This is a genomic window from Klebsiella sp. 141153, from assembly GCF_032601995.1.
Classification (GTDB): domain Bacteria; phylum Pseudomonadota; class Gammaproteobacteria; order Enterobacterales; family Enterobacteriaceae; genus Klebsiella; species Klebsiella aerogenes.
This window is the reverse complement of the sequence record NZ_JAQIRJ010000010.1, coordinates 39,502-66,488: the sequence shown is the minus strand read 5'-3', so window position 1 is coordinate 66,488 and position 26,987 is coordinate 39,502. Positions and strand designations below refer to the sequence as shown.

The 26,987-nt window shown below is 58.0% G+C and carries 24 protein-coding genes; 6 read left to right on the top strand and 18 right to left on the bottom strand.

From position 1 onward, the window contains the following. Positions 1 to 223 precede the first annotated feature (223 nt). From ndk to PGS10_RS18690, 3 genes are all read right to left on the bottom strand, one after another. Complete coding sequence (gene ndk / locus PGS10_RS18700; protein ID WP_004866348.1) at positions 224 to 655, bottom strand: nucleoside-diphosphate kinase; 432 nt, start codon at positions 653 to 655, stop codon at positions 224 to 226. A gap of 160 nt (positions 656 to 815) precedes the next feature. After that, positions 816 to 3,140, bottom strand: coding sequence for a peptidoglycan glycosyltransferase PbpC (gene pbpC / locus PGS10_RS18695; protein WP_047043428.1), 2,325 nt, complete (start codon positions 3,138 to 3,140; stop codon positions 816 to 818). Beyond that, positions 3,141 to 8,084, bottom strand: a complete 4,944-nt coding sequence (locus PGS10_RS18690; RefSeq protein ID WP_316423341.1) for an alpha-2-macroglobulin family protein — start codon at positions 8,082 to 8,084, stop codon at positions 3,141 to 3,143. Positions 8,085 to 8,288: 204 nt separating this feature from the next. Between PGS10_RS18690 and sseA the strand changes: the two genes are divergently transcribed. The 3 genes from sseA (at position 8,289) to PGS10_RS18675 (ending at position 10,903) form a co-directional block, all read left to right on the top strand. Further along, positions 8,289 to 9,146, top strand: coding sequence for a 3-mercaptopyruvate sulfurtransferase (gene sseA, locus PGS10_RS18685; RefSeq protein ID WP_045392728.1), 858 nt, complete (start codon positions 8,289 to 8,291; stop codon positions 9,144 to 9,146). A gap of 164 nt (positions 9,147 to 9,310) precedes the next feature. Next, entirely contained in the window at positions 9,311 to 9,961 is a 651-nt protein-coding gene (locus tag PGS10_RS18680; RefSeq protein ID WP_047078056.1) for a DUF5066 family protein, read from the top strand. Positions 9,962 to 10,060: 99 nt separating this feature from the next. Beyond that, positions 10,061 to 10,903 carry a hypothetical protein gene (locus PGS10_RS18675; RefSeq protein WP_047043420.1) on the top strand — a complete coding sequence of 281 codons (843 nt, stop codon included), beginning with the start codon at positions 10,061 to 10,063 and terminating at the stop codon, positions 10,901 to 10,903. A 72-nt stretch (positions 10,904 to 10,975) separates the two neighbouring features. On the opposite strand, the gene sseB is transcribed toward PGS10_RS18675, so the two are convergent. The 11 genes from sseB to trmJ form a co-directional block, all read right to left on the bottom strand. Then, positions 10,976 to 11,752: an enhanced serine sensitivity protein SseB gene (gene sseB, locus PGS10_RS18670; RefSeq protein WP_047043418.1), complete on the bottom strand. Its 777-nt coding sequence runs from the start codon at positions 11,750 to 11,752 to the stop codon at positions 10,976 to 10,978. A 91-nt stretch (positions 11,753 to 11,843) separates the two neighbouring features. Continuing rightward, a complete protein-coding gene (gene pepB / locus PGS10_RS18665) occupies positions 11,844 to 13,130 on the bottom strand; it encodes an aminopeptidase PepB (protein ID WP_045392740.1) in 1,287 nt (428 codons plus the stop codon). 71 nt (positions 13,131 to 13,201) lie between these two features. Continuing rightward, complete coding sequence (gene iscX / locus PGS10_RS18660; protein WP_047078055.1) at positions 13,202 to 13,402, bottom strand: Fe-S cluster assembly protein IscX; 201 nt, start codon at positions 13,400 to 13,402, stop codon at positions 13,202 to 13,204. Between the two features lies 1 nt (position 13,403). After that, positions 13,404 to 13,739, bottom strand: a complete 336-nt coding sequence (fdx, locus tag PGS10_RS18655) for an ISC system 2Fe-2S type ferredoxin (protein ID WP_012540871.1) — start codon at positions 13,737 to 13,739, stop codon at positions 13,404 to 13,406. 1 nt (position 13,740) lies between these two features. Continuing rightward, on the bottom strand, positions 13,741 to 15,591 hold the full coding sequence (gene hscA, locus PGS10_RS18650) for a Fe-S protein assembly chaperone HscA (RefSeq protein ID WP_047078054.1): 1,851 nt from the start codon (positions 15,589 to 15,591) through the stop codon (positions 13,741 to 13,743). 15 nt (positions 15,592 to 15,606) lie between these two features. Next, positions 15,607 to 16,122, bottom strand: coding sequence for a co-chaperone HscB (gene hscB / locus PGS10_RS18645; RefSeq protein WP_047053904.1), 516 nt, complete (start codon positions 16,120 to 16,122; stop codon positions 15,607 to 15,609). 74 nt (positions 16,123 to 16,196) lie between these two features. Next, positions 16,197 to 16,520, bottom strand: coding sequence for an iron-sulfur cluster assembly protein IscA (iscA, locus tag PGS10_RS18640; protein WP_012540868.1), 324 nt, complete (start codon positions 16,518 to 16,520; stop codon positions 16,197 to 16,199). Positions 16,521 to 16,539: 19 nt separating this feature from the next. Next, on the bottom strand, positions 16,540 to 16,926 hold the full coding sequence (iscU, locus tag PGS10_RS18635) for a Fe-S cluster assembly scaffold IscU (RefSeq protein ID WP_004866383.1): 387 nt from the start codon (positions 16,924 to 16,926) through the stop codon (positions 16,540 to 16,542). A 26-nt stretch (positions 16,927 to 16,952) separates the two neighbouring features. Beyond that, positions 16,953 to 18,167 (bottom strand): cysteine desulfurase, encoded by a 1,215-nt coding sequence (gene iscS / locus PGS10_RS18630; protein ID WP_015703173.1) that lies wholly within the window; start codon positions 18,165 to 18,167, stop codon positions 16,953 to 16,955. A 177-nt stretch (positions 18,168 to 18,344) separates the two neighbouring features. Beyond that, positions 18,345 to 18,836, bottom strand: a complete 492-nt coding sequence (iscR, locus tag PGS10_RS18625) for a Fe-S cluster assembly transcriptional regulator IscR (RefSeq protein WP_015370314.1) — start codon at positions 18,834 to 18,836, stop codon at positions 18,345 to 18,347. A 249-nt stretch (positions 18,837 to 19,085) separates the two neighbouring features. Next, positions 19,086 to 19,820: a tRNA (cytosine(32)/uridine(32)-2'-O)-methyltransferase TrmJ gene (gene trmJ / locus PGS10_RS18620; RefSeq protein WP_047078053.1), complete on the bottom strand. Its 735-nt coding sequence runs from the start codon at positions 19,818 to 19,820 to the stop codon at positions 19,086 to 19,088. Between the two features lie 120 nt (positions 19,821 to 19,940). Here trmJ and suhB point away from each other — a divergent pair, with 120 nt between their 5' ends. Next, a complete protein-coding gene (suhB, locus tag PGS10_RS18615; RefSeq protein ID WP_015370312.1) occupies positions 19,941 to 20,744 on the top strand; it encodes an inositol-1-monophosphatase in 804 nt (267 codons plus the stop codon). 48 nt (positions 20,745 to 20,792) lie between these two features. Here the strand turns inward: suhB and PGS10_RS18610 are convergent, their stop codons facing one another. Then, a complete protein-coding gene (locus tag PGS10_RS18610) occupies positions 20,793 to 21,773 on the bottom strand; it encodes a nickel/cobalt transporter (RefSeq protein WP_047078052.1) in 981 nt (326 codons plus the stop codon). Further along, complete coding sequence (locus tag PGS10_RS18605) at positions 21,764 to 22,402, bottom strand: DUF1007 family protein (protein ID WP_032708890.1); 639 nt, start codon at positions 22,400 to 22,402, stop codon at positions 21,764 to 21,766. Before PGS10_RS18605 ends, PGS10_RS18610 begins: the two co-directional genes overlap by 10 nt. A 124-nt stretch (positions 22,403 to 22,526) precedes the next feature. On the opposite strand from PGS10_RS18605, the gene csiE reads away from it, so the two are divergent. Then, positions 22,527 to 23,804, top strand: coding sequence for a stationary phase inducible protein CsiE (gene csiE / locus PGS10_RS18600; protein WP_047078051.1), 1,278 nt, complete (start codon positions 22,527 to 22,529; stop codon positions 23,802 to 23,804). Here csiE and PGS10_RS18595 read toward each other — a convergent pair. Further along, positions 23,801 to 24,937, bottom strand: coding sequence for a 3-phenylpropionate MFS transporter (locus PGS10_RS18595; RefSeq protein WP_047043398.1), 1,137 nt, complete (start codon positions 24,935 to 24,937; stop codon positions 23,801 to 23,803). The genes csiE and PGS10_RS18595 overlap by 4 nt on opposite strands. A gap of 299 nt (positions 24,938 to 25,236) precedes the next feature. Here PGS10_RS18595 and PGS10_RS18590 point away from each other — a divergent pair, with 299 nt between their 5' ends. Continuing rightward, positions 25,237 to 25,659 (top strand): DoxX family protein, encoded by a 423-nt coding sequence (locus PGS10_RS18590; RefSeq protein ID WP_045392754.1) that lies wholly within the window; start codon positions 25,237 to 25,239, stop codon positions 25,657 to 25,659. A gap of 56 nt (positions 25,660 to 25,715) precedes the next feature. Here PGS10_RS18590 and glyA read toward each other — a convergent pair whose 3' ends face one another. Next, entirely contained in the window at positions 25,716 to 26,969 is a 1,254-nt protein-coding gene (glyA, locus tag PGS10_RS18585; protein ID WP_015370305.1) for a serine hydroxymethyltransferase, read from the bottom strand. Positions 26,970 to 26,987: the final 18 nt, after the last annotated feature.

The following is a 26,987-nucleotide window of genomic DNA, read 5'->3' as shown; positions in this document are numbered from 1 at the left end:
CACAAAGCAATGATAAAAAAATCTGTAACTGACTGCTCAATCCTCTAAGGCTTTTCGATTGTCAGGCCACGCCGCGACGGTCGAAAAGACGAGGGTCGTATCTCCAAAGTATTTCAGGTCACAGCGAGGCGGCGAGTTCGCAAATCCCCGGGAGCATAGATAACTATGTGACCGGGGTGCGCGAATGAAGCCAACAAAGCTGTGGCGTGAAAGACGCAGGAGATTAGCGAGTACGCGGGCAAACCTCGCCTTCAGCAAAGAAGAACGCGATTTCGCGAGCAGCAGACTCTACAGAGTCGGAACCGTGGGTGCCGTTCTCGGTGAAGCTGTCAGCGTAGTCAGCGCGCAGGGTACCGGCCAGGGCGTTGTCCGGGTTGGTCGCGCCCAGCAGGTCACGGTGACGCTGAACCGCATTTTCGCCTTCCAGTACGGAAACCACGATCGGGCCGGAGGTCATGAACTCAACCAGACCGTCGAAGAACGGACGGCCTTCGTGCTCAGCATAGAAGCCGCGAGCCTGCTCAACGGTCAGATGCAGCATTTTGGTGCCGACGATTTTGAACCCTGCAGCTTCAAAGCGAGAAAAGATGCTGCCAATAACGTTTTTTGCCACCGCGTTTGGTTTGATGATGGAAAAAGTACGTTCAATAGCCATGATTACCTCTAATTAAATGTTCTGTTGTTGCACATACGATCGTATGGCCTGGCGCGCATTATAATGAGCAACGTCGGCGATGCCTACGGACGAAGGTAACATTTTGTTAAAATAAGATGAGTATTAGCAACACAAACCGCCAACAACAGATTTACCCTGTTTATTGTAGGGTGAAATTGGCGGCCGCCGTTTGCCCCGCCTCATCCATTACCACCAGTTGCCACTCGCCGGGCCTATCGAGCGTAATTATCGTTCTTGCGCCTGCTGCCTCTAACGGTTCACCGTTAATAAACCACCAGCGCCGCCCTTCTCCACCGCTCGTTTGCACGGGTAACATCACCCGCGCCTCGCCCGGGAGCCGTTTTATTACCGCCCCTTCGCGAATGCCGGAAAGCACCAGCGGCGCGGCATCCTGAGTCTGCAGCGGCGGACACGCCTTCGATGCCGTGCCCAGCCGCGCCCGGCGGCGCTCGCTAACCGGCAGCCAGGGTTCTAACGGTAGCGGCCAGACATCAACAGAAGTTTCTGTCGCGCCCGGACAATCCGCGGCGACCCTTTCTCCTGCTGCGTTACGCCACACCGGGAAGCGGATACCGCGCACACCCTCCTGACCCGGCAACAGCAGCGTCGGCGGCTGGCTGGCATCCAGAAGCCAGCTGGCTAAGCGCCGGCGGCAGTTGCTATCGCCAACCGGCAGATCCTGCCCGCCGGGCCAGCAGATAGTGCCGCGGCTGACCGACGGCGGACGCGGGTCGACCGGCAGCCCGCCGCGGCTCATTAACGGACGCGCCAGCAGCATATTATTGACCTGGTTTAACAGCGGCACGGCGCTGGCAAAACCAAACTGCCCCACCACCGGCGTACCGTCTGGCCGTCCGGTCCAGATGCCAATCAAGTAACGCGCGTTGAGGCCTACCGCCCACGCATCGCGATAACCGTAGCTGGTGCCGGTTTTCCACGCCAGCGGCACCGCTTGCGGCAGCGACGCATCGGGTAACGGCTGGGCTTCGCCTGCCAATATCCGCCGGGTGATCCACGCCGCGCCTGGCGACATTAGCGCCCTTTCCACCAGCGGGTCGTCGGGTTTCATGCGCAACCGCGCCGCTTTGCCATGACGGGCGAAAGCGCCGTACGCCGCGACAATATCTTCCAGCCTCGCTCCAGCGCCGCCGAGGATCAGCGACAGATTCGGTTCAGCGCCGGCGGGCAACATCAAGGGAAGGCCGGCATTGCGTAAATTAGCCGCAAAGCGTTTGGGTCCATAGGCCTCGAGCACCTGCACCGCCGGCAGATTCAACGAACGCACCAGAGCCTCGCTGGCGCTCACCGGGCCATGAAACCCGCTGTCGAAATTACCGGGGCGATAATCGCTAAAGCGCCGCGGCACATCCTGTAATAGCGATGCCGGGTGAATCAGCCCGTCATCCATCGCCATCGCGTAGATAAAGGGTTTCAGCACCGAACCCGGCGAGCGCACCGCCGAGACCATATCAATGTGGCCGAAGCGGCTATCGTCGCGGATATCCGCCGAACCCACCCAGCCGCGGACTTTCATGTCAGTGTGATCGACGACGACAATCGCCAGTGAGCTGCGCGGCGGCAGACGTGATTTCCAGTTCATCGCCAGATCTTCAAGCTGCCGCTGGAGCCCGGCATCGAGCGTTGTCGTCACCTTTTCATCACGACTTGTCGCCAGCGCCCGGCGCGCAAATAGCGGCGCCAGCTGCGGCATCTGCCGCGGGAAAAGCCACACCGGCTCTTCCATCGCTTCCTGTACCGCCCGTTGCGGCCAGACGCCCTGGCTGAGCATCCGCTCCAGCACCTTATCGCGAGCGGCCTGGGCCCGCTGCGGCCAGCGGTCCGGGCGTAAACGGCTCGGCGCCTGCGGCAGCACGGCCAGTAGCGCCGCCTCGCCGTAGCTGAGCTGGGCGGGCGGTTTGCCGAGATAAGCCCAGCTGGCCGCGCCGATCCCCTGTAGGGTGCCGCCAAACGGCGCGCGGTTCAGATACAGGGTAAGAATTTCGCTTTTTGACAGATGCCACTCCAGCTGCAGCGCCCGCCATAGCTGGCGTAGCTTGCCGCCAAAGGTGCGCGGATGAGGGTCGAGCAGACGCGCCACCTGCATGGTGAGGGTGCTGCCGCCAGATATCACCCGCCCGGAAGTAAGATCCTGCCAGGCGGCGCGCAGCACCGCGAAGGGGTTGACCCCCGGATGTTTCCAGAACCAACGGTCTTCATACTGAATGAGCGCCTGCAGATAGCGCGGCGAAACGTCAGCGATAGCCACCGGGTAACGCCAGACGCCCTGCGCGTCAGCAAAGCGCCACAGCGGCGTGCCGTCTTCCGCCACCACCACGCGGGCAGGAGTGACTTCATGCAGCGGCAGCGGCCACAGACGGTCGGCCGCCAATAGCGCCAGCCACGACAGAAAAATAAACGCCGCCAGCCAGCGCCAGCGGCGTTTTATGCGAGGTAATGCACGCATTTACGGCGTAACGGTAAGCGGGCCGCTGGCCGCCCCTGTTGCCCGCCACTGCGGTACATACATCGATTCCACCTGCGGCTGCGGAACCTGATAGGTGCCAGGCGTCACCGCCCGCGCCAGATAGACCAGCGTCACCGGCTGACCTTCATTAATGGCGACTGCGGCGACAAAGCGGTCGTCGCGGAACTCGATATGCTGAATATCCGCCTGCTGCATCTGGTTAAGCAGATTTTGTACCGCTTCGCCATTCTCCTGCAGGCTGGCGCTGCTATTGGCCAGGTTCTGGTTTTCCAGCTCAAGGCCCGCCGGCAGCAGATCGACCACCAGCGCGTCAGGAACGTTACGTTTGGCGGTCACCTCCAGCTTGACCAGCACCAGTTCGCCGCTACGCAGCGAGGTCAGCGATTTCTGCTGTCCGTGAGTATCGAAAATGGCGCGTTCAATCCCCAACACGTTGCCGCCCGGCTGCGGCGCGCTTTGCGGATAACCGCTGCTATCGAGACGCAGCCACAGCGGCTGATTGCCGGTATTCGTCACCTGTAGCGCCGCCAGCCGATCGCCGTCGAGATTGCGGGTTTGCGCTTTGTCGCTGGCAAGCGGCTGCGCCTGCAGCGAGGTTTGCGCCTGCCAGTTGCCCGGCAGGTCGGCGAGGGTACGCCCGGCAAGGAACAGCGCGTTGGTTTCCTGGGTCGACAGCCAGCGCTGACCGAAGGCTTCTTCCGACAAGCTGCCCAACAGCTGATTTTGTACCTCCGGCAGCAGCTTGTTCTCTTCCAGCAGCGCCAGTTTCAGCGCATCATCGCGAAGTTGGCTGCCGTAATCGCCCAGCCAACGATTCTCATCCTGGCGCGGCGTGGCAACCGCCAGCTTCATGGCCTCATCGCCGCGCGGCGCATCGCCCATGGTTTTCAGCGCAATACCGAGTTGCAGCAGCGGTAGTCCGGATCGCGCCTGTTCGTGACGGCTCCAGATTTCACGCAAGGCGCCGAGCGGCGCTTTTTGCTGGCGCGCCAGCACCAGCGCGGCGTAGGCCTGAGCGGCAAAGCGGCTGGCCTGCGCATCGTCGCTGTAGCGCACGGTCATCAAACCCGGCTCCTGCAGATAGCGCAGCAGGCGCTCGTTGCCCTTATTAAGGGCGTTGACCGGCACGCTATAGCCCTGCTCGCCCGCGCGGACGAGGAAGTCCATGGCGTAGGCGGTTAACCAGTACTCTTCCGGGCCCTCTTTATCCCATAGCGCAAAGCCGCCGTTTTCCAGCTGCATCTGCAGCAGGCGCGAGATACCAACATCGACCGCCGCGCGGCGTTTCTCATCGCTATCACCGCTGATCCCCAGCGCTTTTAGCTGCGCGGCGCTGGTGTACAGAGAAGGGAACAGGCCGCTGGCGGTCTGCTCAAGGCAGCCGTAAGGATAGGCTTTCAGCTCGCGAATATAGCGGGCGAGATTCAACGGCGGTTTACCGCTGAGCAGCAGTTGGCCCTGCAGCGTTTGCGGGGCGAACCCCTGACTCTGCGCCGCCGGCGCCTGCCAGCTTTCACCAGGTTGTAGCACCGCGCCGCTATTGACGGTCTGGGCCGGGAATGCCGGACGCACGCCGATTTTCCACTGCTTTTGCAGCGGCGCGAAGGTTTCGCCCGGCAGATTCAGGCCGCTGATGGTGGCATTGACCTGACCATCGCCGAATCCCGCTAACGCGGTCACCGGTATAAACAGCGTGCTGCGGGCGCCCGGCGCCAGTTGTACTGGCGGCAGTTGGCCATCGGTCAACGTGACCAACCCGCTGGCGGTAAGATGCACCTGCAGGATTTGCGGTTTGTCGGTCAGATTACTGAGATCCAGCGCCAGACGCGTGGCGTCGCCGCTGGCAAGGAAGCGCGGGGTATTCAGTTCCGCGATAACCGGGGCGGCAACCACCACTTTATCTTCGCTGCTGCCGAAGTCATCTGCCGTCCACGCCTGAGCCATCACCCGCAGCTCGCCGTTAAAATCACCGATGGGCAACGTCACCGTGCCTTCGCCCTGGTCATTCAACACCACCGGCTGCGCCTGCTGGGCGACGATCGTCACGTGATTAACCGGCGGTTTACCGCCGCGTTTCAACTCGTCGCCATCGCCGCCGAAGCGCAGGCTGGCTAAACGCCCCTGCCCTTCGATTACCTGACCATAGATGTCATAAATATCCGCGCCGTAGCGCTTCTGGCCAAAGAAGGCGTTCCACGGATCCGGCGTGGCGTAATCGGTAATATTCAGCACCCCGCTATCCACCGCCGAGAGCAGAACGTTAACCTGTTTCGGCACCTCGCCCTCCTTGACGCTGGCCTTCACTTTCACCGTCAGCGGCTGATTCGGGCGCATTTTGTCCGGTGCCTCCAGCGCCAGCGTCAGACGGCGGTTTTCATCGCCCAGCGGCAGATGCAGCAAGCCGACCGCGCGTTTCGGCGTCGCCGAGCGCGATTTATCGCCGGGGCGAACCACCAGCGTGCTGAGGTAGAGGTCGTGGCGATTCCAGGCTTTATCGACCGGAATCGACAGTTCCATGCCCTCCGCCGGGACGTCAATCTCCTGCCACCACAGCGGCCCTTCGCTGGATTCCACCATCGCGTAGCCTTTACCCGCCGCCGGAGCGGCAATATGCAGCTTGATGGTGTCGCCCGGTTTGTAGCCTGGTTTGTCGAGCTTCATCGTCACGCGGTCAGGACGCGCCGCGCCGGCGCCTTCGCTGTTATCCTGCCAGCTATAGCCTGCCCAGAAGCGCACGCTGCTGACGACGTCGTCCGGCCCTTTCACCTCAAGACGATACGAGCCCCACTCCACCGGGAAACTCACTTTGCCGGTCTGCCCGGCCTGCAGATCCAGCGACGTTTCGCCCTCCTGCAGATCTTTTTGATCAAACTGCGACTGCCAGCCCTCACTATCGGACCAGTTCCAGTAGTAGTCGCGCCGCTCGCGGATCAGCCGCACCTGCAGACCGGAGACCGCTTTTTTCTCGCCTTTCGCGTCGGCATAGACGATGTCAAAAGCGGCGTTACTGTTTTCATCCACCACCGGCTGTTTCACCGTGGTATCGGTGCGGTAGTCGTAAACGTCCTTCAGCGTAAATTGCGGGCGGATCCCCGGCAGCGCCTCGGCAGGCCAGATCGGCTGCTGTACGGTGCGGGTCACCGGACGGCCGCCTGATTCCAGCAGGCTGGCCTGCAACACCACCTGCAGCGGCGAGTGGCTATCCTGCCACTGGCTCGAAGTCGTCACTTCCCCATAGCCTTTTTCATCCAGCGTCAGCTGAACTTCGTCCAGGCTGCGGGAGAGGTTTTCTTCCGCGATATCGCCGAACTGGAAGCCCGGCAGCGCCGCGACGGCGTCGCGCAGCGGGCGCAGGAACAGTTTGCCCTGCAGTTGGTTGCCGCTGGCCGGCGCGCCGTAGAGATAGGCGCCGCTGACGCTAAAGGCGACGTCGGCATCCGGGGCTATAGGCGCGGACTGCGGTGTCAGATTCAGCGCCATGCGTTCGGGCATAAAGTCTTCGACGTGGAAATCCCACTCGCGGGGTTGATTATCGCCGGTGCTGGCGCGAATGTGCCACATACCGGTGGCCGCGCCGCTGTCGAGCGGATAAGTAAACTGATACAGGCCATTGACCGGTTTGCTCATCACAGAGCGAATCACCTGGCCATCCGGCTGCACCACTTCCAGCTTCACCGGCTGCTCCGCCAGCGGTTTACCATCGCCGTCGCGCAACAGCGCGTTAAGAATAACCGTTTCCCCCGGGCGATAGAGATCGCGCGGGCCAAACATAAAGAACTGTTTACTGAAGCCAGGAGCGCCAGCGATGGAGAATTCCGCCAGATCCAGCGCCGGCAGTTTAAGGTCAAGCAGCGTAGTCTGCCCGTCTTTACGCGCCAGCAGCAGCGCCGCTTCTTTGTCGGTTTGCAGAGTAACATGGCCCTGGCTATCACTTTTCGCCTGCGCCAGCGTCTGCCCTTTGGCGTTTAGCAGTTGCACTTCAATTCCCGACTGCGCGGCGCCATTTTCGAGGCTCTGGGTGAAGACATCGAGCCGGTTGTGGTAGCGATGCACCGAGACGCCAATATCGCTGAGGGTGAACAGCGTTGCCGCGTTACTGTAGCTATAATGACCCGCCGGGTTCATCACCGCCACATAGACGCCCGGCTGCTGGAGCGGCTTGATGTCGGTAAGCGGCAGCAGCAGCTTTTCACGGGTATTCCGCGCCGGGTTGAGATCGAAGCGTCCGCTATAAACCAGATCGGCCATCTTCAACAGTTCGTCAGATTCCCAATTGCTTAACGAGTTACGGTATTCCCACTGACTGACGAAGGCTGAGAGTGATTCCGGCTTAATACGGAAGAAATTGACGTCGACGTTGTCGACGTTCAGCGCCATCACCGGCAGCCCGGCGACCACTTTCCCCGGCAGCAGCGAGCCGCGACTGGCGAAACCGACGCTCGGCGCGATATCGCGGGTGGCGATGTTTTTTTCAAAAGGGCTGCCGAGGGTGGCGTCATTGAGGGCAATGAGCGTTGGATCAACGGTAACGATCAATTCACGCTTTGGCTCGAGATGGCGCAGACGCAGCTCTTTGAGATTCGGCGCCAGCTCCCATGCGCCGTCAACCTTGCCGCTTTTCTTATCGACCAGATGGACGCTGCGGGAAAAATCCTGATCCGGCTTGAGCGGAATGGAGAAGGTCAGCACCAACGTCGCCGCGCCATCGAGCTGCACTTCAGAAGCGTCGAGCACCGTCAGCGCCTTGCCCTGGCTTTTTTCTTTTAACGTCGCCAGCTGGGCGCTATCCGGTTTTTTCGCGCTATCGGCAGCGCCTTTGTCGGCCGCCGATACGGCCTGCGGTTCACCGCTGTTATCGCAGCCGCTTAATGATAGTGCGGTAAGGAGCGCCAACGATAGCGCCGCTAAACGAAATGGTTTCATCCTTCTAACCCCTAGGCCCAGAGCCTGATGCAATCAATAACGTTCTATTATGCGTCATCGCGGCGATTCTCAACAGCTACCAGCATAGAAACCGCCTATGAATCGGGAAACTCCGTGACCGCCTCCCCACTCCCGCGTCCTTAACTTGTCAGCCCTTTATAAAACGCCGACAATTCATTGATCGATAATAAAACGGAGGCACTCATGTCCACCTCATTCTTTGTCGCCGCCGACTGGCTGGCGGAACATATTGATGACCCGCAGATTCAAATTCTGGATGCGCGGATGGCGCCGGCGGGTCAGGAAGCGCTGCGCGATATGGCGGCGGAATACCGCGACGGGCATATCCCCGGCGCGGTTTTTTTTGATATCGAAGCGCTGTCTGACCACACCAGCCCGCTGCCGCATATGATGCCGCGGGCGGAAACTTTCGCCGTAGCGATGCGCGAGCTTGGCGTCAGCAGCGATAAGCATCTGGTGGTGTATGACGAAGGCAATCTCTTCTCAGCGCCGCGCGCCTGGTGGATGTTACGCACCTTCGGCGTCGAAAAGGTATCGATTGTCGCCGGCGGCCTCGAAGGCTGGCGTCGCGACGAATTGCCGCTGGAAAAAGGCGAACCGGACCTGCCGGAAGGCGAATTTGAGGTGAACTTCGATCCTGAGGTGATCAAACGCTTAACCGATGTGCTGCTGGTCAGCCATGAAGGATCGGCGCAGATCGTAGACGCCCGCCCGGCTGCGCGTTTTAACGGCCTGGCGGATGAACCGCGTCCAGGCTTACGCCGCGGGCATATCCCCGGCGCGCTTAACGTCCCGTGGACCGAGCTGGTGATTAATGGCGAACTGAAAACCGTCGATGAGATGAACGATATTTTTGCGCGTCAGGGCGTTGATTTTGCGCGACCGATTATCGCCAGCTGCGGTTCCGGGGTTACGGCGGCAGTGGTGGTACTGGCGTTGACCACCCTCGGCGTCAACGGCGTGTGCCTGTACGATGGTTCATGGAGCGAATGGGGCGCGAGAACGGATTTGCCGATCGAGCCGACCCCTGCCGCTGAGTAAACGCGTCGTGACTGCGGGTCCCCCCTCCCGCAGTCCCTAAATAATTTCTGATTTTCCCCGCCCCTTTCTTCTGCTTCTCGATAAACCGGTTACTCTACCCTGCCGCAGGATTTGTACCTGCCGAATTTGCTCTACCGCCACCCAATTTATAAGGAAATTGAATAATGGCCTTTTCATTACAGAACCTCATGGATGTCGTAAAAAAGCACAATCGCAATCCCTCTCCTAAACCGATGCCGGAAGATGAGGTGGAGCGCCTGCGGGTCAGGAAATACCGCGATCCGCAAAATAGCGAAACCGTGGCGCTTCCGGACAGTTTGAAAGCGCTGTTGGCCTACGATTGTCAACTGAAAAGCCCCCACGGTCAGTTGGTGCTGGAATCGGTTGTGGACTCAATTGATGAACATGGCGTCCTGCTTTCCGACTCGCTGGATGAAGATGCTTATTACATGAATGGTCTTGATATGGCCGGGCTGGACTTTGAAGAGCTGACGCCAATCTGGAACGACGATCCGCGTCTTCCTGCCCTGATTCGCATCAGCCATTCCGGCGATCAGCAGGTATTTATCTATGTCACCGAGCGTGATGAACAGGGTGAATATCCTGTCGTCCGCTTCGAAGGTAAAGAGAATGACCTCTGGCTGGCGGAATCGTCACTGATTGAATATCTGCAAGGGGTCTTTACCGATGAGGAAGAGAGCCATGACGAATGGCAGCGCCAGCAAGCCCTCAACGAGGCACGCGATGGCACCTTGCTGGAGCTGGAATACATTCATGAGGATCTTTACGCCAGGCTTGAAGGCTGCCCTGACTAATTCACGGTCTCGCCTCGGATGGCGAGGTTAACGCGCGCCGCCGGGGCTGCTCCAGGAGAGCGCCTTTTCCGTAACCTGATGTCACCACAAGGAGTGAAAATGGCATTAGTCTCCACCCCACATTCTGCTGATTCATCTCGCCTGCCCTGGCTGGGAGGCATAACCGGCCTGCTGGCGGGCGGCATCATTCTTTATTTTTGGCCGGAATGGAACCGGGCATGGTTAAGCCTGGTTCCTGCGCCGGTTTCCGTTTATACCCGCTTTCTCGGAGTCACTCTGGAACAAGTTCCGTTGATAACCTATTTCCATCAGGCGCTGCTGGGTTTTCTGATGGTGCTGCTTGCTCCCGGATACGGTAAATCGACCCTTGCCGCATGGATGCTGCATAGCCCATCGCCATACCGCCGCTGGCCGGGCGAGATATTACGCGCCTGGAGCATGAAATTTGGCCTGCTGGTCATTGTCTTTTGCAATCTTTTCTTTTTGTCCAGGGTCGGCTCCGGGACTCTGGCGTTATATATCTTTTTTCTCCAGCACGTTAGCGTTGCCGCTGCGGTGGCGTCAGGCGTACTGCTGCTGCGTGATGCCCGACGCCTGACCCACACGTCTCATGCTCAGCTGGCGGACCTGCACCTTCTCATGATACTCACGCTGGGGTGCCAGACGATTTTGCCTGCACAGATCGCGCTAATGAGCGCCCGCGGCGTGAACACACCGTTAGGCTGGTACATTGTTATCGCGCAGATGGCAGGCGTGTTACTGGCGTTAATACTGGTCGGCGGGCTGGTGGCAGCGATACGTTCTCTGTTGGGCGAAAAGAGGTGTCGGGCCTGGCGCGGTGATATGGCGCTCTTCAACGGCATTGTTACGCTGTGCGTGACGGGATTCCTTATCTATAACATGGTGTCAGCCTATCCGCGGATCTTTGCCGCCCTGCATTGACCTTTGCAAACCCGATTTTCGGCCTCGCGCAGAAGACATAAAAAAACACAGCGGGGGCTAACGCCCCCGCTTTCAGATAATCCGGTTCTGCTTGAAATCGCGCAGGAAGCTGCCCCAGCGCTTTTCATAGAACGGCGTGATATGGGCAATCATAAAGTGGCTGATGCCCTTCTCACCTTCTACCACCTGACAAATATCGATAGGTTCATCGCCAGGCAGGGTATCGGTAGCCACGCTGCCGGTAGTCTGGATAACGGATTCAATATCCCCTTCCGCTTCAATACCGATCAACAAGTTGGCCGGCGCGTCGGCGCTCTCTTTAATCGAGCACAGAAACGCCCGCTTGACGGTCTTCAGCGTTTTGAACAGCGTGGTCAGCGAATCCACCATCTGCGCCGGTGGTTCGGCGACCTCAGACAGCAGCAGCGCTTCGCCGCCTTCCAGCACCGTCTGGGTACTGAGCGGGCTGCCCTCTTCGCCCAGCAAATGGCTGATTTCTCGCGGGGTGAACTCTTTGCCGCTCGGCAACTTCGGGTTGAGGAACAGCGATTCGCCCAGCGTCATCGCCATCAGCGTGCGCGCTGGCATCATCACGAAGGCCTGTTCCTCTTCTACCGCCTGCTGTAGCGCCTCCAGCGAGGTGAAGAACGGAATGACCGAGGTGCCGTCATCTTTTTCCCAATGCTGGAGATCGAGGGCGCTATCTTCGACAACCTGCTCACCGTCCGCCGCGCTACCCGGCACCCACACGGTTGCCTCAAGCAGTGCGGTGAAAAATGCCGGACGATGAGCAGGCTCGGTCGCCGCCTTCTCCAGCAATGTTTCTAATTCATTTTTAGTATCAGACATAGATTCGCTACTTCAAAATCGCCCGGCGGCGCTACGTCCGCGCGGGCCTACGGTTTTCCAGGCCGGGTAAGCGTAACGCCCGGCAAGGCCATCACTCAGCCGTCAGCAGATTAGCGATAGTACGCACGCCAAGACCCGTCGCGCCCGCCGACCACTGCTCTACCGCGGCTTTGCGGTACGTCGCGGAGCAGTCGATGTGCAGCCAGCCCTGGTGGTAGTTTTCCACGAAGTGGGACAGGAAGCCCGCCGCAGTGCTGGCGCCGGCCGGATACGCCGCGCTACCGGTGTTGTTCAGTTCCGCGAAGTTAGACGGCAGCTGGTTGCGGTGAAATTCGGCCAGCGGCAGACGCCAGAAGGCTTCATTTTCCGCCTGCGCGCTCGCCAGCAGGCGATTCGCCAACGCGTCGTCAAAACTGAACAGCGCGTGGTAGTCGTTACCCAACGCGGTTTTCGCCGCGCCGGTCAGGGTGGCGGCATCGATGATCAGCTGCGGCTTCTGCGCCGAGGCATCGATCAGGCCATCCGCCAGCACCAGGCGGCCTTCGGCGTCGGTATTCATGATTTCAACGGTTTTACCGTTGCGGTAATGAATGATATCGCCAAGCTTGAAGGCGTTGCCGCTAATCAGGTTATCCGCGCAGCACAGATACAGCTTCACACGTTTGTTCAGACCGCGGGTAATAGCGAAAGCCAGCGCGCCGGTCACGGTGGCCGCGCCGCCCATGTCGGATTTCATCGAGTCCATAAAGGCGCTTTGCTTGATGCTGTAGCCGCCGGAGTCGAAGGTGATGCCCTTGCCAACCAGACAGGCGTATACCGGCGCGTCTTTATCGCCGGTCGGGTTATAGTCCAGCGCCAGCAGGACCGGCGGGCGCTCGGAGCCGCGGCCAACGGTATGCAGGCCAAGATAGTTCTGCTCACGCAGATCTTCGCCTTTGGTGATGCGATAGCTGACCTTTTCGCCCGCCACGCCGCACAGCAGATCGACGGCGCGCTGGGCCAGCTGTTCTGGCCCCAGCTCTTCTGCCGGCGCGTTGATGGTGTCGCGAACCCAATCGATAATCGTCAGGCGGTTATCCAGCTCGCTGCGCTGCGCATCGTCAAGGGTTGGCCATTCGACCTGGCGCTGACCTTTCGGCCCTTTATAACCGGCCCAAAAGGCCCAGGCGCGATCGGTATTCCAGCCTTCGCCGCTCAGGGCGACGTGCTTGATACCCATGCCGTCAATTTTGCGCGCCGCGCGCTGGATTAATCCCAGGTCGTCTTTACCGTTAAGATGTAAGGCGATACCGTCGTTATTGATACTCCAGGTCGCTTTTTCTCCCCAGCGCGCATCGGCAGGCAGAGTAGAAAGCGTAATCTTCATGGCTTCGGTCATTATCTTTATCCTTATTAACAAACGGGCCACCCTATGGCAGCCCGTTAAAATTTTTCCGCTTGAGGCGAAAATTATTCTGCTTCGTCTAACCAGACTAGCAGAATCGCCTCCAGAATTTTTTCATTGGATGCGTTTGGGTCGTCATCGAACTCTTCCAGATTGCAAATCCACTGATGCATATCGGTAAAGCGAACGGTTTTCGGGTCGAGATCCGGGTAAGCGTCATACAAGGCTTCGCCGATTTCGCGACTGTCGGTCCATTTCAGTGCCATATTAGTGCTCGCGTGCGTGGTTGATGGTGTAACGCGGGATCTCAACGACCAGATCTTCGTCGGTGACGCGCGCCTGGCAGCTCAGACGGCTGTCAGGTTCCAGCCCCCAGGCTTTATCCAGCATGTCGTCTTCATCTTCGCTACTTTCCGCCAGCGAGTCAAAACCTTCACGCACGATGCAGTGGCAGGTGGTGCAGGCACAGGATTTCTCACAGGCGTGTTCAATCTCGATACCGCTACGCAGCGCCGCATCCAGAATGGTTTCACCGCTCTCAGCTTCCACAACTACGCCATCCGGACACAGGTCCTGGTGGGGCAGAAAAACAATTTTTGGCATTTTAAACCTCGTCCACGGATTGGCCTTTCAGCGCAGCGCGGACCGACTGGTCCATGCGGCGTGCGGCGAATTCCTGGGTTTGTGTGTCGATATTTTTAATGGCTTCTTTAATCGCGTCGGCATCTTCGCCTGCCGCGGCGGCGCGAACTTGCTCCGCGGCGGCATCGATAGCCTGACGCTCTGCGGCGCTTAACAGCGCGGCGTCGGCGGCCAGCGCGCTTTCCAGGCTCTCCAGTACGCGAGCGGCTTCGACTTTCTGTTCAGCCAGCATACGCGCCTGGATATCCTGTTCGGCGTAGCTCATCGAATCTTTAATCATGTTGGCGATTTCGCCGTCCGTCAGGCCATAAGACGGTTTCACCTGGATTGAGGCTTCCACGCCGGTCGATTTTTCCATCGCCGTGACGCTCAGCAGACCGTCGGCATCAACCTGGAAGGTCACGCGAATATGCGCCCCGCCCGCCGGCAGCGCCGGGATACCGCGCAGCGCAAAACGCGCCAGCGAGCGGCAATCCTGCACCAGCTCACGCTCACCCTGCATCACGTGAATAGACATCGCCGTTTGACCATCTTTGAAAGTGGTAAACTCCTGCGCGCGGGCCACCGGAATGGTGGTATTACGCGGGATCACTTTCTCTACCAGGCCGCCCATGGTTTCCAGCCCAAGCGACAGCGGGATAACATCAAGCAGCAGCAGTTCGCTGTCCGGTTTGTTGCCGACCAGAATATCCGCCTGTATCGCCGCGCCGATGGCGACAACTTTGTCCGGGTCGATAGAGGTCAGCGGGGTACGGCCAAAAAATTCGCCAACGCGCTCACGCACCAACGGCACGCGGGTGGAGCCGCCGACCATCACCACTTCCAGCACCTCTTGCGCTTCAACGCCGGCGTCTTTCAGCGCGCGACGGCAGGCCATCAGGGTACGTTTTACCAGTGGGGCAATCAGATCGTTAAACTGGCTACGGCTGATATCGCCCTGCCAGCCGCCTACCGCAACGTGCGCCACGTTGGCATCGCTCAGGGCGATTTTCGCCGCAATGGCGGCATCCAGCAGCTCACGCTGCAGACGGTTATCGCTACGGTCGCTGAGGCCCGCCTGCTCACGCAGATAGTCGGCCAACAGATGGTCGAAATCATCGCCGCCGAGAGCGGAATCACCGCCGGTCGCCAGCACTTCAAACACCCCACGGCTTAAGCGCAGAATGGAGATATCAAAGGTGCCGCCGCCGAGATCGTAGACCGCAATCACCCCTTCCTGGCCGGAATCGAGGCCGTAGGCGATAGCCGCTGCGGTCGGCTCATTGAGCAAACGCAGCACGTGCAGGCCCGCCAGACGCGCCGCGTCTTTGGTTCCTTGACGCTGAGCGTCATCGAAATAGGCCGGAACGGTAATGACCACGCCGTCGAGATCGCCTGCCAGCGCTTCAGTGGCGCGGGCGGCCAGCGCTTTGAGGATATCGGCGGAGACCCGTACCGGGTTCAGCAGGCCGCCGGCGGTTTGAATCATCGGCAGCCCATTTTCACTGGCCTGCAGCTGGTACGGTAGATGCGGATAGCGGGTTTGAATATCGGCGAGGGAACGCCCCATCATCCGCTTCACCGAGCTGATGGTGTTCACCGGATCCTGAGCGGCATTGAGCCGGGCTTCATAGCCGACGGTCAGCCCTGAGGCGTGGTAGTTCACGACCGACGGCAGCAGGTAGCGGCCTTGATGGTCGGGCAGAGTTTCGGCCTGGCCGCTACGCACGGTAGCAACCAGAGAATTGGTGGTGCCAAGGTCGATACCTGCCGCCAATCGACGCTGATGCGGCGCGGCGCTCAGACCAGGCTCACTAATTTGTAATAGGGCCATAATTGCTTCCGAAAATTAAAAGTCGAGCAGTTTTTCTTCGAGTTCTTCAGCACTGCTGCGCAGTTTATCGAGAAAACGGAGCTTGCGTACAGTATCAGCCGCCGCATCCCAGGTCTCGTTTTGCAATTGTTCAACCATCAGTTGATGGCGGGTATCAAACAGCGCTTTTACCCGTTTGATAAAGGTTTCCAGCCGCGCTTCGTCTTTCGCCTGGCCGATTTCATCGAGCTCTTCGCGCAGTTCCAGCTGTTCCATCAGGAACGCGGTGTCGCGGACGGTGTGCTGCTCGCTGGCGAGGTCAAAGCCGTGTAGCGAGAGGAGATATTCCGCACGGGTCAGCGGATGGCGCAGAGTCTGCCATGCCTGGTTAATGGTGGCGGAGTGCTGAACCGCAGCCAGCTGTTCCGCAGCGGGCGCGCTGGCGAATTTATCCGGATGGTACTGGCGCTGCAGATCCTGATACCGGACAGCCAGTTGTTCGAGCGAGAGGGTATAGCTGGCTGGTAACCCGAAGAGGGTGAAATAGTCCATAGTAACCTCAGGGTCATGCATCTAAACTAAAACCCCACGCGCGGCGTGACCGCGGTGGGGTTGGGGATTACCGATTATACGTTAAAGCTTTCGCCGCAACCGCACTCATCTTTCACGTTCGGGTTGGTAAATTTGAACCCTTCGTTGAGACCTTCTTTGACGAAGTCCAGTTGAGTGCCGTCGAGGAATTGCAGGCTCTTGCCGTCGATCACGACTTTCACGCCTTTGTCTTCAAACACGGTGTCTTCTGCCGCCGGCTCGTCAACAAATTCCAGTACATAAGCCATGCCTGAACAGCCGGAGGTTCTTACCCCCAGACGCAGGCCAAAGCCTTTACCGCGGTTCGCCAGGAAGGAATTGACTCGCGCTGCTGCACTGTCGCTTAAGGTAATCGACATAACAAACCTCAACTCTTAATTATTTTGCTTCACGTTTGCTTTTGTAATCCGCAATCGCGGCTTTAATCGCGTCTTCCGCCAGGATAGAGCAGTGAATTTTCACCGGCGGCAGTTCCAGTTCATCGGCGATATCGGTGTTCTTGATAGCCTGCGCTTCGTCCAGCGATTTACCTTTCACCCACTCGGTGACCAGGGAGCTGGAAGCGATAGCGGAACCGCAGCCATAGGTCTTGAAGCGCGCGTCTTCAATGATACCTTCATTGTTGACTTTAATCTGCAACTTCATGACGTCGCCGCACGCCGGCGCGCCAACCATACCGCTACCGACGCTGTCGTCGCTGTTGTCGAAAGAGCCGACGTTGCGCGGGTTTTCGTAATGATCGATGACTTTTTCGCTGTATGCCATGATGAATTCTCCTTATCGGTGCCGAATTAGTGATGTGACCATTCAATGCTGTTCAGATCCACGCCCTGCTTGAACATTTCCCACAGCGGAGAAAGGTCGCGCAGACGGCCGATGGAGTTACGAACCAGCTTGATGGTGTAGTCAATCTCTTCTTCGGTAGTGAAACGACCTAAAGAGAAACGAATAGAACTGTGCGCCAGTTCATCAGTCATGCCTAATGCGCGCAGCACGTAGGATGGCTCAAGGCTCGCGGAAGTACAGGCTGAACCGGAGGAAACCGCCAGGTCTTTCAGAGCCATAATCAGCGACTCGCCTTCAACATAGTTGAAGCTGACGTTGAGAATGTTCGGCGCGCCCTGCTCGAGGTCGCCATTCAGATAGACTTCTTCCATATCTTTCACGCCATTCCACAGACGGTCACGCAGGCCGCGCAGGCGCGCCATTTCGCTTTCCATCTCTTCTTTCGCGATACGATAAGCTTCGCCCATACCGACGATCTGGTGGACAGGCAGGGTACCAGAACGCATGCCGCGCTCGTGACCGCCGCCGTGCATCTGCGCTTCGATGCGAATACGCGGCTTACGGCGTACATACAGCGCGCCGATACCTTTCGGGCCGTAAATTTTGTGACCGGAGAAGGACATCAGGTCAACTTTCAGCTGGCTCAGATCGATAGGCAGCTTGCCCACGCTCTGGGTGGCGTCAACGTGGTAAATGATACCGCGGGCGCGGCACATCTCGCCGATGGTAGCGATATCCTGCACCACGCCGATTTCGTTGTTTACGTGCATGATGGAAACCAGGATGGTGTCGTCACGCATCGCCGCTTCCAGTTCTTTCAGATCGATAATACCGTTGCTCTGCGGAGCAAGGTAGGTCACTTCAAAACCTTCGCGTTCGAGCTGACGGCAGGTATCCAGTACCGCTTTATGCTCGGTTTTGCTGGTGATGATGTGCTTGCCTTTTTTCTGATAAAAGTTGGCTGCACCTTTAATCGCCAGGTTATCGGATTCCGTTGCGCCGGAGGTAAAGACGATTTCGCGCGGATCGGCGCCGACCAGTTCGGCAATCTGATTACGGGCGATATCTACCGCCTCTTCAGCCTGCCAACCGAAACGGTGAGAACGTGAGGCCGGGTTACCAAAGGTCCCGTCCAGGGTCAGGAACTGCATCATTTTCTCGGCAACACGCGGGTCCACCGGCGTTGTTGCGGAGTAATCGAGGTAAATCGGTAATTTCATTGCTCTTAAACTCCGTACATCACTCAATGCAAGGAACCAGGCAACCGGCTTGATGTACGACCGAGTACACGAGATGTCTTAACATCCCGGCCTGATTCTGAAAATCTTTATTATTGCTATCTACCCTGCCGTTTCACCTTGCAGCCCGTAAGCCGCAAGCTGAAACTAAGCCTCGTGCTAGGCGCGCAGTTTTACGTCAATGGCGTCCTGAGAACGCGTAGTACGCTGAGATTCATGATTGTGCTGACGACCGGAAACATCGAGGATTTCCTGGTTATTCACCAGTTCGCCCAGGGTGATGTTGTTCAGGAAACCGGTCAAACGTTCGCTCAGATCGCGCCACAGCGCGTGAGTCAGACACTTATCGCCACCCTGGCAGCCGCCTTTACCCTGACAACGGGTGGCGTCAACGGATTCGTCTACGGCGCTGATCACTTCGCCTACGGCGATGCTGCCAGCTTCTTTACCTAACAGGTAACCGCCGCCTGGTCCACGAACGCTGGATACCAGACCATTTTTACGCAGGCGAGAGAACAGCTGTTCCAGATAGGAAAGCGAAATTCCCTGACGCTCTGAAATATCTGCCAACGGAACCGGACCCGTTTCAGAGTTGAGCGCAACGTCAAGCATTGCGGTCACGGCATAACGCCCTTTAGATGTCAGTCTCATGTCTTACTTAACCTCAAACTCGCCCCTGCCCGGGCTTTTTATTAATATGGGTATTGCATAGCAGGGCCAAGTCTGACATTCCCGAGTAAATTGGTCAACTATTTACTTGACTGTTTTAGTCAGGTATTTGGCTTTCCGTGCCGTTATTGATTTCGAGCCGCTCCCGGGGTCGGCCAAAGGCCTCGCCCGGGCAACAGAGATGTAGCTTCGTAGGCCGGATAAGCGAAGCGTCATCCGGCGGGAACGCGGTTACTTACCTTTATTCTGCTGCTCAATAGACGCCAGCATCCCGCGCAGAATGTTCAGCTCCTGGCTTTCCGGACGCGCGCGGGTGAACAGACGACGCAGCTTGTTCATCACCTGCCCCGGATGATTCGGACGGATAAAACCGGTCGCCAGCAGCGTCTGCTCAAGGTGGCCGTAAAAACGTTCTAAATCATCGACCAGCGGATACGGCGTCTCTTCATGTTCAACCGCCGGCTGCGCCTGCTCCTGCGTCACCAGCCAGGCCATTCGCACTTCATAGGCGATAACCTGCACCGCCATTGCCAGGTTCAGCGAGCTGTACTCCGGGTTGGCGGCGATCGCCACGTGATAGTGGCACTTCTGCAGTTCGTCGTTGGTCAGGCCAACGCGCTCGCGGCCAAAGACCAGCGCGACCGGCGCATGCTGTCCTTCGGCGACGCTTTTCAGACCGCATTCGCGCGGATCCAGCATCGGCCACGGCAGCGTGCGGGAGCGCGCGCTGGTGCCAACCACCAGGCTACAGCCCGCCAGCGCTTCATCAAGGGTATCGACGATCTGCGCGTTGCCAATCACATCGCTGGCGCCAGCGGCCAGCGCGATGGCCTGGGAATCAGGTTTCACCAGCGGGTTGACCAGCCACAGGTTAGTTAAGCCCATGGTTTTCATCGCGCGGGCAACGGAGCCCATATTGCCGGTGTGTGAGGTTTCTACCAGTACGATTCGAATATTTTGCAGCATTATGGTTCTTCGGCTAAAGATTATTCGTGCATGCTAACATAAAACGGAGACATAAGCAGAATTCGCTGTTACTATATGCGCCGTTTTTTCCCGTTCTTTAACATCCAGTGAGAGATACCGATGCATCCGATGCTGAACATTGCCGTGCGCGCAGCGCGCAAGGCGGGTAATTTAATTGCCAAGCACTACGAAACGCCAGATTCCGTAGAAACCAGCCAGAAAGGCAGCAATGACTTTGTGACTAACGTCGATAAAGCCGCAGAAGCGATTATTATCGAAACCATTCGCAAGTCTTACCCACAGCACACCATCATCACCGAAGAAAGCGGCGAGCACGCTGGTGAAGATCAGGATATTCAATGGGTTATCGATCCACTGGATGGCACCACCAACTTCGTTAAACGTCTGCCACACTTCTCCGTTTCCATCGCCGTACGCATTAAAGGCCGTACTGAAGTCGCGGTGGTTTACGATCCGATGCGTAATGAACTGTTCACCGCCACCCGCGGTCAGGGCGCGCAGCTGAACGGCTACCGTCTGCGCGGCAGCAACGCTCGCGATCTCGACGGCACCATCATCGCCACCGGTTTCCCGTTCAAAGCCAAGCAGCACGCTACCGCTTACATGAACATCCTCGGCAATATGTTCACCGAGTGCGCTGACTTCCGTCGCACCGGTTCCGCCGCACTGGATCTGGCCTACGTTGCCGCTGGCCGCGTTGATGGTTACTTTGAAATCGCCCTCAAACCGTGGGATTTCGCCGCAGGCGAGCTGATCGCTCGTGAAGCAGGCGCCATCGTTTGCGACTTCACCGGTGGTCATAACTATATGCTGACCGGCAACATCGTAGCCGGTAACCCGCGCGTCGTGAAAGCGATGCTGGCGAACATGCGCGAGCAGCTGAGCGAAGCGCTGAAGCGTTAATTTCTCACTGAATATAAAAAGGAAGCCGCGGCTTCCTTTTTTTATCCCCTAAAACGGCCGCAAGCCGCCGCCCGGCGGGATCGCGCTACTCCACATCACGACGGCCGCCGTCAACAGCGCCACGCCGCCGGCCAGCGCCAGCGTCGCCCAGCCAACCTGTTTCCACATCGCTGGTGCCTGATGGCGACTCAGGCGGATAGCCAACTGGCGGAATCCATGCACCAACAGCGCCAGCCCGCTTATGGTCAGCGACGTTCCCGCCGCCATCACCAGCGCGGCTGCCATGCCCCAGCCAAAGACGTCGATCACCTTACTGAACAGCAGCACCATAATCGCTCCCGAGCAGGGACGCATGCCCATCGACAGCACAATCGCCAGCCTGGCGCGCCAGTCGTCGCCACTCTGTAGTTGATCCGGCGCCGGAAGGTGCTGATGGCCGCAGCCGCAATGTTCATCATGGACGTGCTGCAGGGTAAAAGCGGTAAACGTTGGCCGCCGTAGCAAGACTCGCAGTTTTTTCAATGCCCGCCAGCACAGTAAAAGCCCCAATGCGCCGACCAGCAGATAACTGCCCTTCTCCAGCCAGAAGCTGCTGAGATGCAGTTGACGCGCCGGGAGCTGCAGCAGCGTCAATACCACCACCACCAGCGCTATCGCCACCATTCCCTGCAACAGCGATGCCGCCAGCGTCAGCGTAATACTCGATTTCAGCTTTGAGGGATGGGTGGCAAGCCAGGTGGTAATCACGATTTTACCGTGGCCAGGGCCTAAGGCATGTAGCACACCGTAGACAAAGCTGAACCCGAGCAGCGATAGCCCCGCCGCTGAAGGGTTATCCGCCACCGCCTGCAGCAGTTGGCTGAGCTCAAGATTCAGTGAACGCTGCCAGACCGCGCTTTGCAACAGTACCTGCGGCCAGGCGAGCCACAACCAGATACCGCCCACGACGGTCAGCGTCAGAAACAGCGCCAGCGGCCAGAGTGATTTCCAGCGCGGCGCCCGCGCTCGCGGCGTAAAGACTACTGACATGTCAAGGTCACCTTCTGGGCAAAGTAGTTACCCAGTTCCATATCTTCCGGCGGCGCGTCCTCTTTATCGAGCGACTGCGCATAAGACAACATTTTGTCGTTGGGTTTCGGCGTCATTACCGTGGCCTTGCAGGAGGCCCGCAGCGCGGCAGGCAACGAAAAATCGCTATCCTGCTCATAAAACATATCGACGTAGTAGGTCGGATCGAAGGTGGATAAAGTAAAGGTTTGTCCGGCAACAGGTTGCGGTGTCGCCAACGGCAAGGTGAAGGTGAGTACCGCCTGCAGCCCGCTACGCGCAAGGCCGTAGCCATCCGGGCGGTTAGCAAACTTAACCCGCTGGCCGTTGTGCCACAGTTCGCTGAAGTAGTGCTGGCCGAGTACGTTGGCCATGACCTCCGCCGCCAGTTTTTTCCATACTTCGCTGCCCGCCTTTGCATTGCCGGCATCATAGAGCAGATCTGCTGAAGTTATTTCGTCCATCGTCCAGCGCATCTTAAAACCGGTCAATAGACCGTCTTTCACCACGGCTTCACTCTGCAAATTAATGAAGCTGTGCGGATGCGCAACGGCTGACAATGATAAAACCATGAAAAATGCCGCACCGACGCAGTGTTTCACTTTCTTCATCTGTTCCTCGCGTGAAAAATTCTGTGAACTTCGCCAGCAATCCTGATCTAAAGGCCGCGGCCCGCCCTGCTCACCCTGCATCCTTTGGCTATTCTTAGCTGAAACCCTAACTGGAACTTACCAGATGATGACAGTGATTGAACCACCATCTGCGCTTTCCAGTCCACAGCGCCGTAGCCAGGTGCTCCTGATGTTCTATCTTCCGGGACAATCCGTCACGCCGCAACAGCTGGTCAGGCTCAACCAGGTGGATGAGGCGACGGCCCAACAGGATATCGCGGAGACGGGGCGCGAAATTCAGCGTTATCATCGACTGACTCTCGCGTCGCAGATGGACGGCAGCTATCGGATTGAAGGCGCCGCGCTCGATCAACGCCTGTGCCTGCTGCACGCTCTCCGGCGTGGGCTACGCCTGTGCCCGCATTTCGTTCATCACCATTTTACCCCGGCGTTAAAAACGCAGCTTAAACAGCAGGGTATCGCGCGTACCTTATATGATGATACCAATCTTCAGGCGCTGGTGAATCGCTGCGCTCGCGCGCTCAATCGGCAGTTCGACTGCCGGGACGGTCAGTTCCTGCGCCTGTATCTTCAGTACTGCCTGCTACAACATCATCTGGGCCAGTCGCCGGATTTCACCCGTGAGCAGCGCAACTGGGCGCAGGCGGCGGCGGAATTTAACCTCGCCGCCGAAATCGTCCGCCACTGGCAGCGCCGGGTCAGCGCCACGCCCCACGCCGGCGAACAACTTTTCCTGACCCTGCTGTTTATGTTACTGAAAACCCCGGATCCCATTCACGACGGTCATCAACAGGACAGACGCCTGCATCTGGCGATCTCCCGCTTGATCCATCGTTTCCAGGATCTGGCGGGACGGCCATTCAGCGATGAACAAGGGTTGAGTGACCAGCTCTATATCCATCTTTCGCAGGCGTTGAACCGCAGCGTATTCGCCATCGGTATTGATAACGCCTTACCTGAGGAGATCGGACGCCTGTATCCGCGCCTGATGCGTACCACCCAGGAGGCATTACGCGATTTCGAAACGGCCTATCATATTCAATTTAATCAGGAAGAGGTCAGCTTAATCGCGGTGATTTTCGGCGCGTGGTTGATGCAAAAAGCCGACCTGCATGAAAAGCAGGTGGTGTTGCTGACGCGGGAAAACAGCGAGCTGGAACAGGCGCTGGAAATGCAATTGCGGGAATTGACGCTGCTGCCGCTGAATATTAAATACTTAAGCGTGACGCAGTTTCAGCAACAAGGCGCGCCGAAAGATGTGACCTTAGTAGTCACGCCTTACACGACCGCGCTACCGCTGTTTTCGCCGCCGCTGTTTCATGCTGAAGAGAATTTCAGCGATCACCAGCGGCAGCAGATTTGCAAAATGCTTGAGAGCTAGGCGGTTACCACCTTCGGCCGCACGATCAGCGCCGGAAGCGCTACCAGCGCCATCACCCAGAAGACGCCCTGATGCAGGTGCTGATAGAGGAAGCCGGCAAATACCGTCATCACCGCAATGCTGCCGCCCATCGCCACCGCCGAGTAAACGGCCTGCAGGCGGATGACCTCACTTCCCTGCCGCGCGGCGATATAGCGCATGGCCGCCAGATGGCAGACGGTAAACGTTCCACAATGCAAGATCTGTGCGACCAGTAACCATGGCAATGCGGTCGTCCAGCCCATAATCGTCCAGCGCGCCACGCCGCACACCGCCGAAAGCAGCAGCAGGTCGCGGGCGCTAAAGCGGCGGAAGACCTTTTTACTCAGGGCGAAAATCACCACTTCGGCGACGACGCCAAGCGACCACAAATAGCCGACGGCGGAAGCTGAATAACCGGCCTGCTGCCAGTACAGCGCGCTGAAACCGTAGTAGGCGGCGTGCGCCCCCTGCAACAGACAGACGCAGGCAAGAAAACGCCAGCTTTGCCGCACCAGGCTAAGCCACGCCGATAGTCCGGCCGCCTCCTGATGTCGGCTCTCCCCCTGCGGCATCACTGAAGGTTTCAGTAACATGCCCAACAGCATCGAAGCGGTGCCCAGGCTTAACAACAGCAGGATCGCCCGGTAATCATACAAACTCACCAGTTTGCCGGTCAGCGCTGAACCGATGACGAAAGCAATCGATCCCCACAATCGCACCCGGCCGTAATCCATGGTGATCTGCTTTTGCCAGGTGTTGGCCAGCGCATCGGTTAGCGGCACCAGCGGGGAGAAAAAGAGGTTGAATCCGACGATGACTACCATCAGCCAGGCCACCTGCCCGCCGACCCAGAAGGCGAGAGCAAACAGCAGCGTCAGCAACGCGAGGATTCGCAAGGCGCTAATCAAACGAGAAGGATCGCTAACCCGCGGCGCAATCAGCAGACTGCCCAGAAAACGCGCCACCAGCCCGGCGCCGAGCAGCACGCCGATGGTTTCCGGCGTCAGGCCAACGCCTGCCAGCCAGACGCTCCAGAATGGTAGAAAAATACCGTAGCTAAAAAAATAGGTGAAGTAACTTAGCGCCAGCCAGCGCGTGGAGTGCAAGACCATGATTCCCTCCCGAATGGAAGCTCTAGTCTGGCGATAAAGCGCATACTGAGCAAACCCATGTCTCACTATCTGCATGGTCATTAACTACATTTCTCTTAAAATCGTGAGCATCGTCACGCAAAGGTTTTACGAAATGGCGGGCAGTATGAAAAAAAATCCGATAACCGGGCATCAAAGCGCTTTCTGCATATCGACTCAATCGCCGCTAAACGAAGCGCAACAATATTAGTTTCCCAGCGTGGCGGGGAGTAAAAATGTGTATTACGTTTAGATCACACGCCTGTGATAAAGGACTGATTATGAACACGCTACGCTATTTTGACTTTGGCTCTTCCCGCCCTGTTCTGCTGTTAATCGCACGTATTGCGATCGTGCTGCTGTTCATTATTTTTGGCTATCCGAAACTGATGGGATTTAGCGGAACGGTACAATATATGGCTTCTTCCGGCGCGCCGCTGCCGACGCTGGCGGCGATTATCGCGGTCATCATGGAGGTTCCCGCCGCTATTCTGATTATTTTAGGTTTCTTTACCCGCCCGCTGGCGGTGATCTTTATTTTTTACACCCTGGGTACCGCGGTTATCGGCCACCATTACTGGGATATGACCGGCGATGCGGTATTGCCGAATATGATTAACTTCTATAAGAACGTCAGTATCGCCGGGGCCTTCCTGCTGCTGGCAATAACCGGACCGGGTTCAATTTCGCTGGACCGCCGCTAATCATCAGACACAAAAAAGGCCGCAATCGCGGCCTTTTTTATCTTAACGCGGCAAGATTATGCGTAAACCGGGAAACGTGCGCAGATATCCAGCACTTTACCTTTGACGCGCTCAATAACAGCTTCGTCGTTGATATTGTCGAGAACGTCGCACATCCAGCCAGCCAGCTCCTTCACTTCCGCTTCTTTAAAGCCGCGGCGAGTCACAGCCGGAGAACCGATACGGATACCGGAAGTCACGAACGGGCTCTTCGGATCGTTCGGCACGCTGTTTTTGTTAACGGTGATGTTGGCACGGCCCAGGGCGGCGTCAGCTTCTTTACCGGTCAGGTTTTTATCAACCAGATCCAGCAGGAACAGGTGGTTTTCAGTACCGCCAGAAACCACTTTGTAACCGCGGTTCAGGAACACTTCCACCATCGCTTTGGCGTTTTTAGCAACCTGCTGCTGGTAAACTTTGAACTCTGGCTCCATCGCTTCTTTCAGCGCCACCGCTTTCGCGGCGATAACGTGCATCAGCGGGCCGCCCTGCGCGCTTGGGAACACGGCGGAGTTCAGTTTCTTGTACAGCTCTTCGCTACCGCCTTTCGCCAGGATCAGGCCGCCGCGCGGACCTGCCAGAGTTTTGTGGGTGGTAGTAGTAACAACGTGGGCGTGCGGAACCGGGTTCGGATAAACGCCGGCGGCAATCAGGCCCGCTACGTGCGCCATATCGACGAACAGGTATGCGCCGATGCTGTCAGCGATTTCACGCATTTTCGCCCAGTCAACGATACCAGAGTAAGCGGAGAAGCCACCGATGATCATCTTCGGTTTGTGCTCCTGGGCCTGCTTCGCCATGTCTTCGTAGTCAATTTTACCGGACTCATCGATGCCGTAAGGAATGATGTTGTACAGTTTACCGGAGAAGTTAACCGGGGAGCCGTGGGTCAGGTGGCCGCCTTGCGCCAGGTTCATACCCAGCACGGTATCGCCTGGCTGCAGCAGCGCGGTGTAGACGGCAAAGTTAGCCTGCGAGCCGGAGTGCGGCTGCACGTTAGCGTAGTCGGCGCCGAACAGTTCTTTCGCGCGGTCGATAGCCAGTTGCTCAACGATATCCACGTACTCGCAGCCACCGTAGTAGCGCTTGCCCGGATAACCTTCGGCATATTTGTTAGTCAGCTGGGAACCCTGAGCCTGCATCACGCGCGGACTGGTGTAGTTCTCGGAGGCGATCAGTTCGATGTGCTCTTCCTGACGTACTTTTTCCTGCTCCATAGCCTGCCACAGTTCGGCATCATAATCGGCAATGTTCATTTCACGCTTTAACATCCGCATCTCCTGACTCAG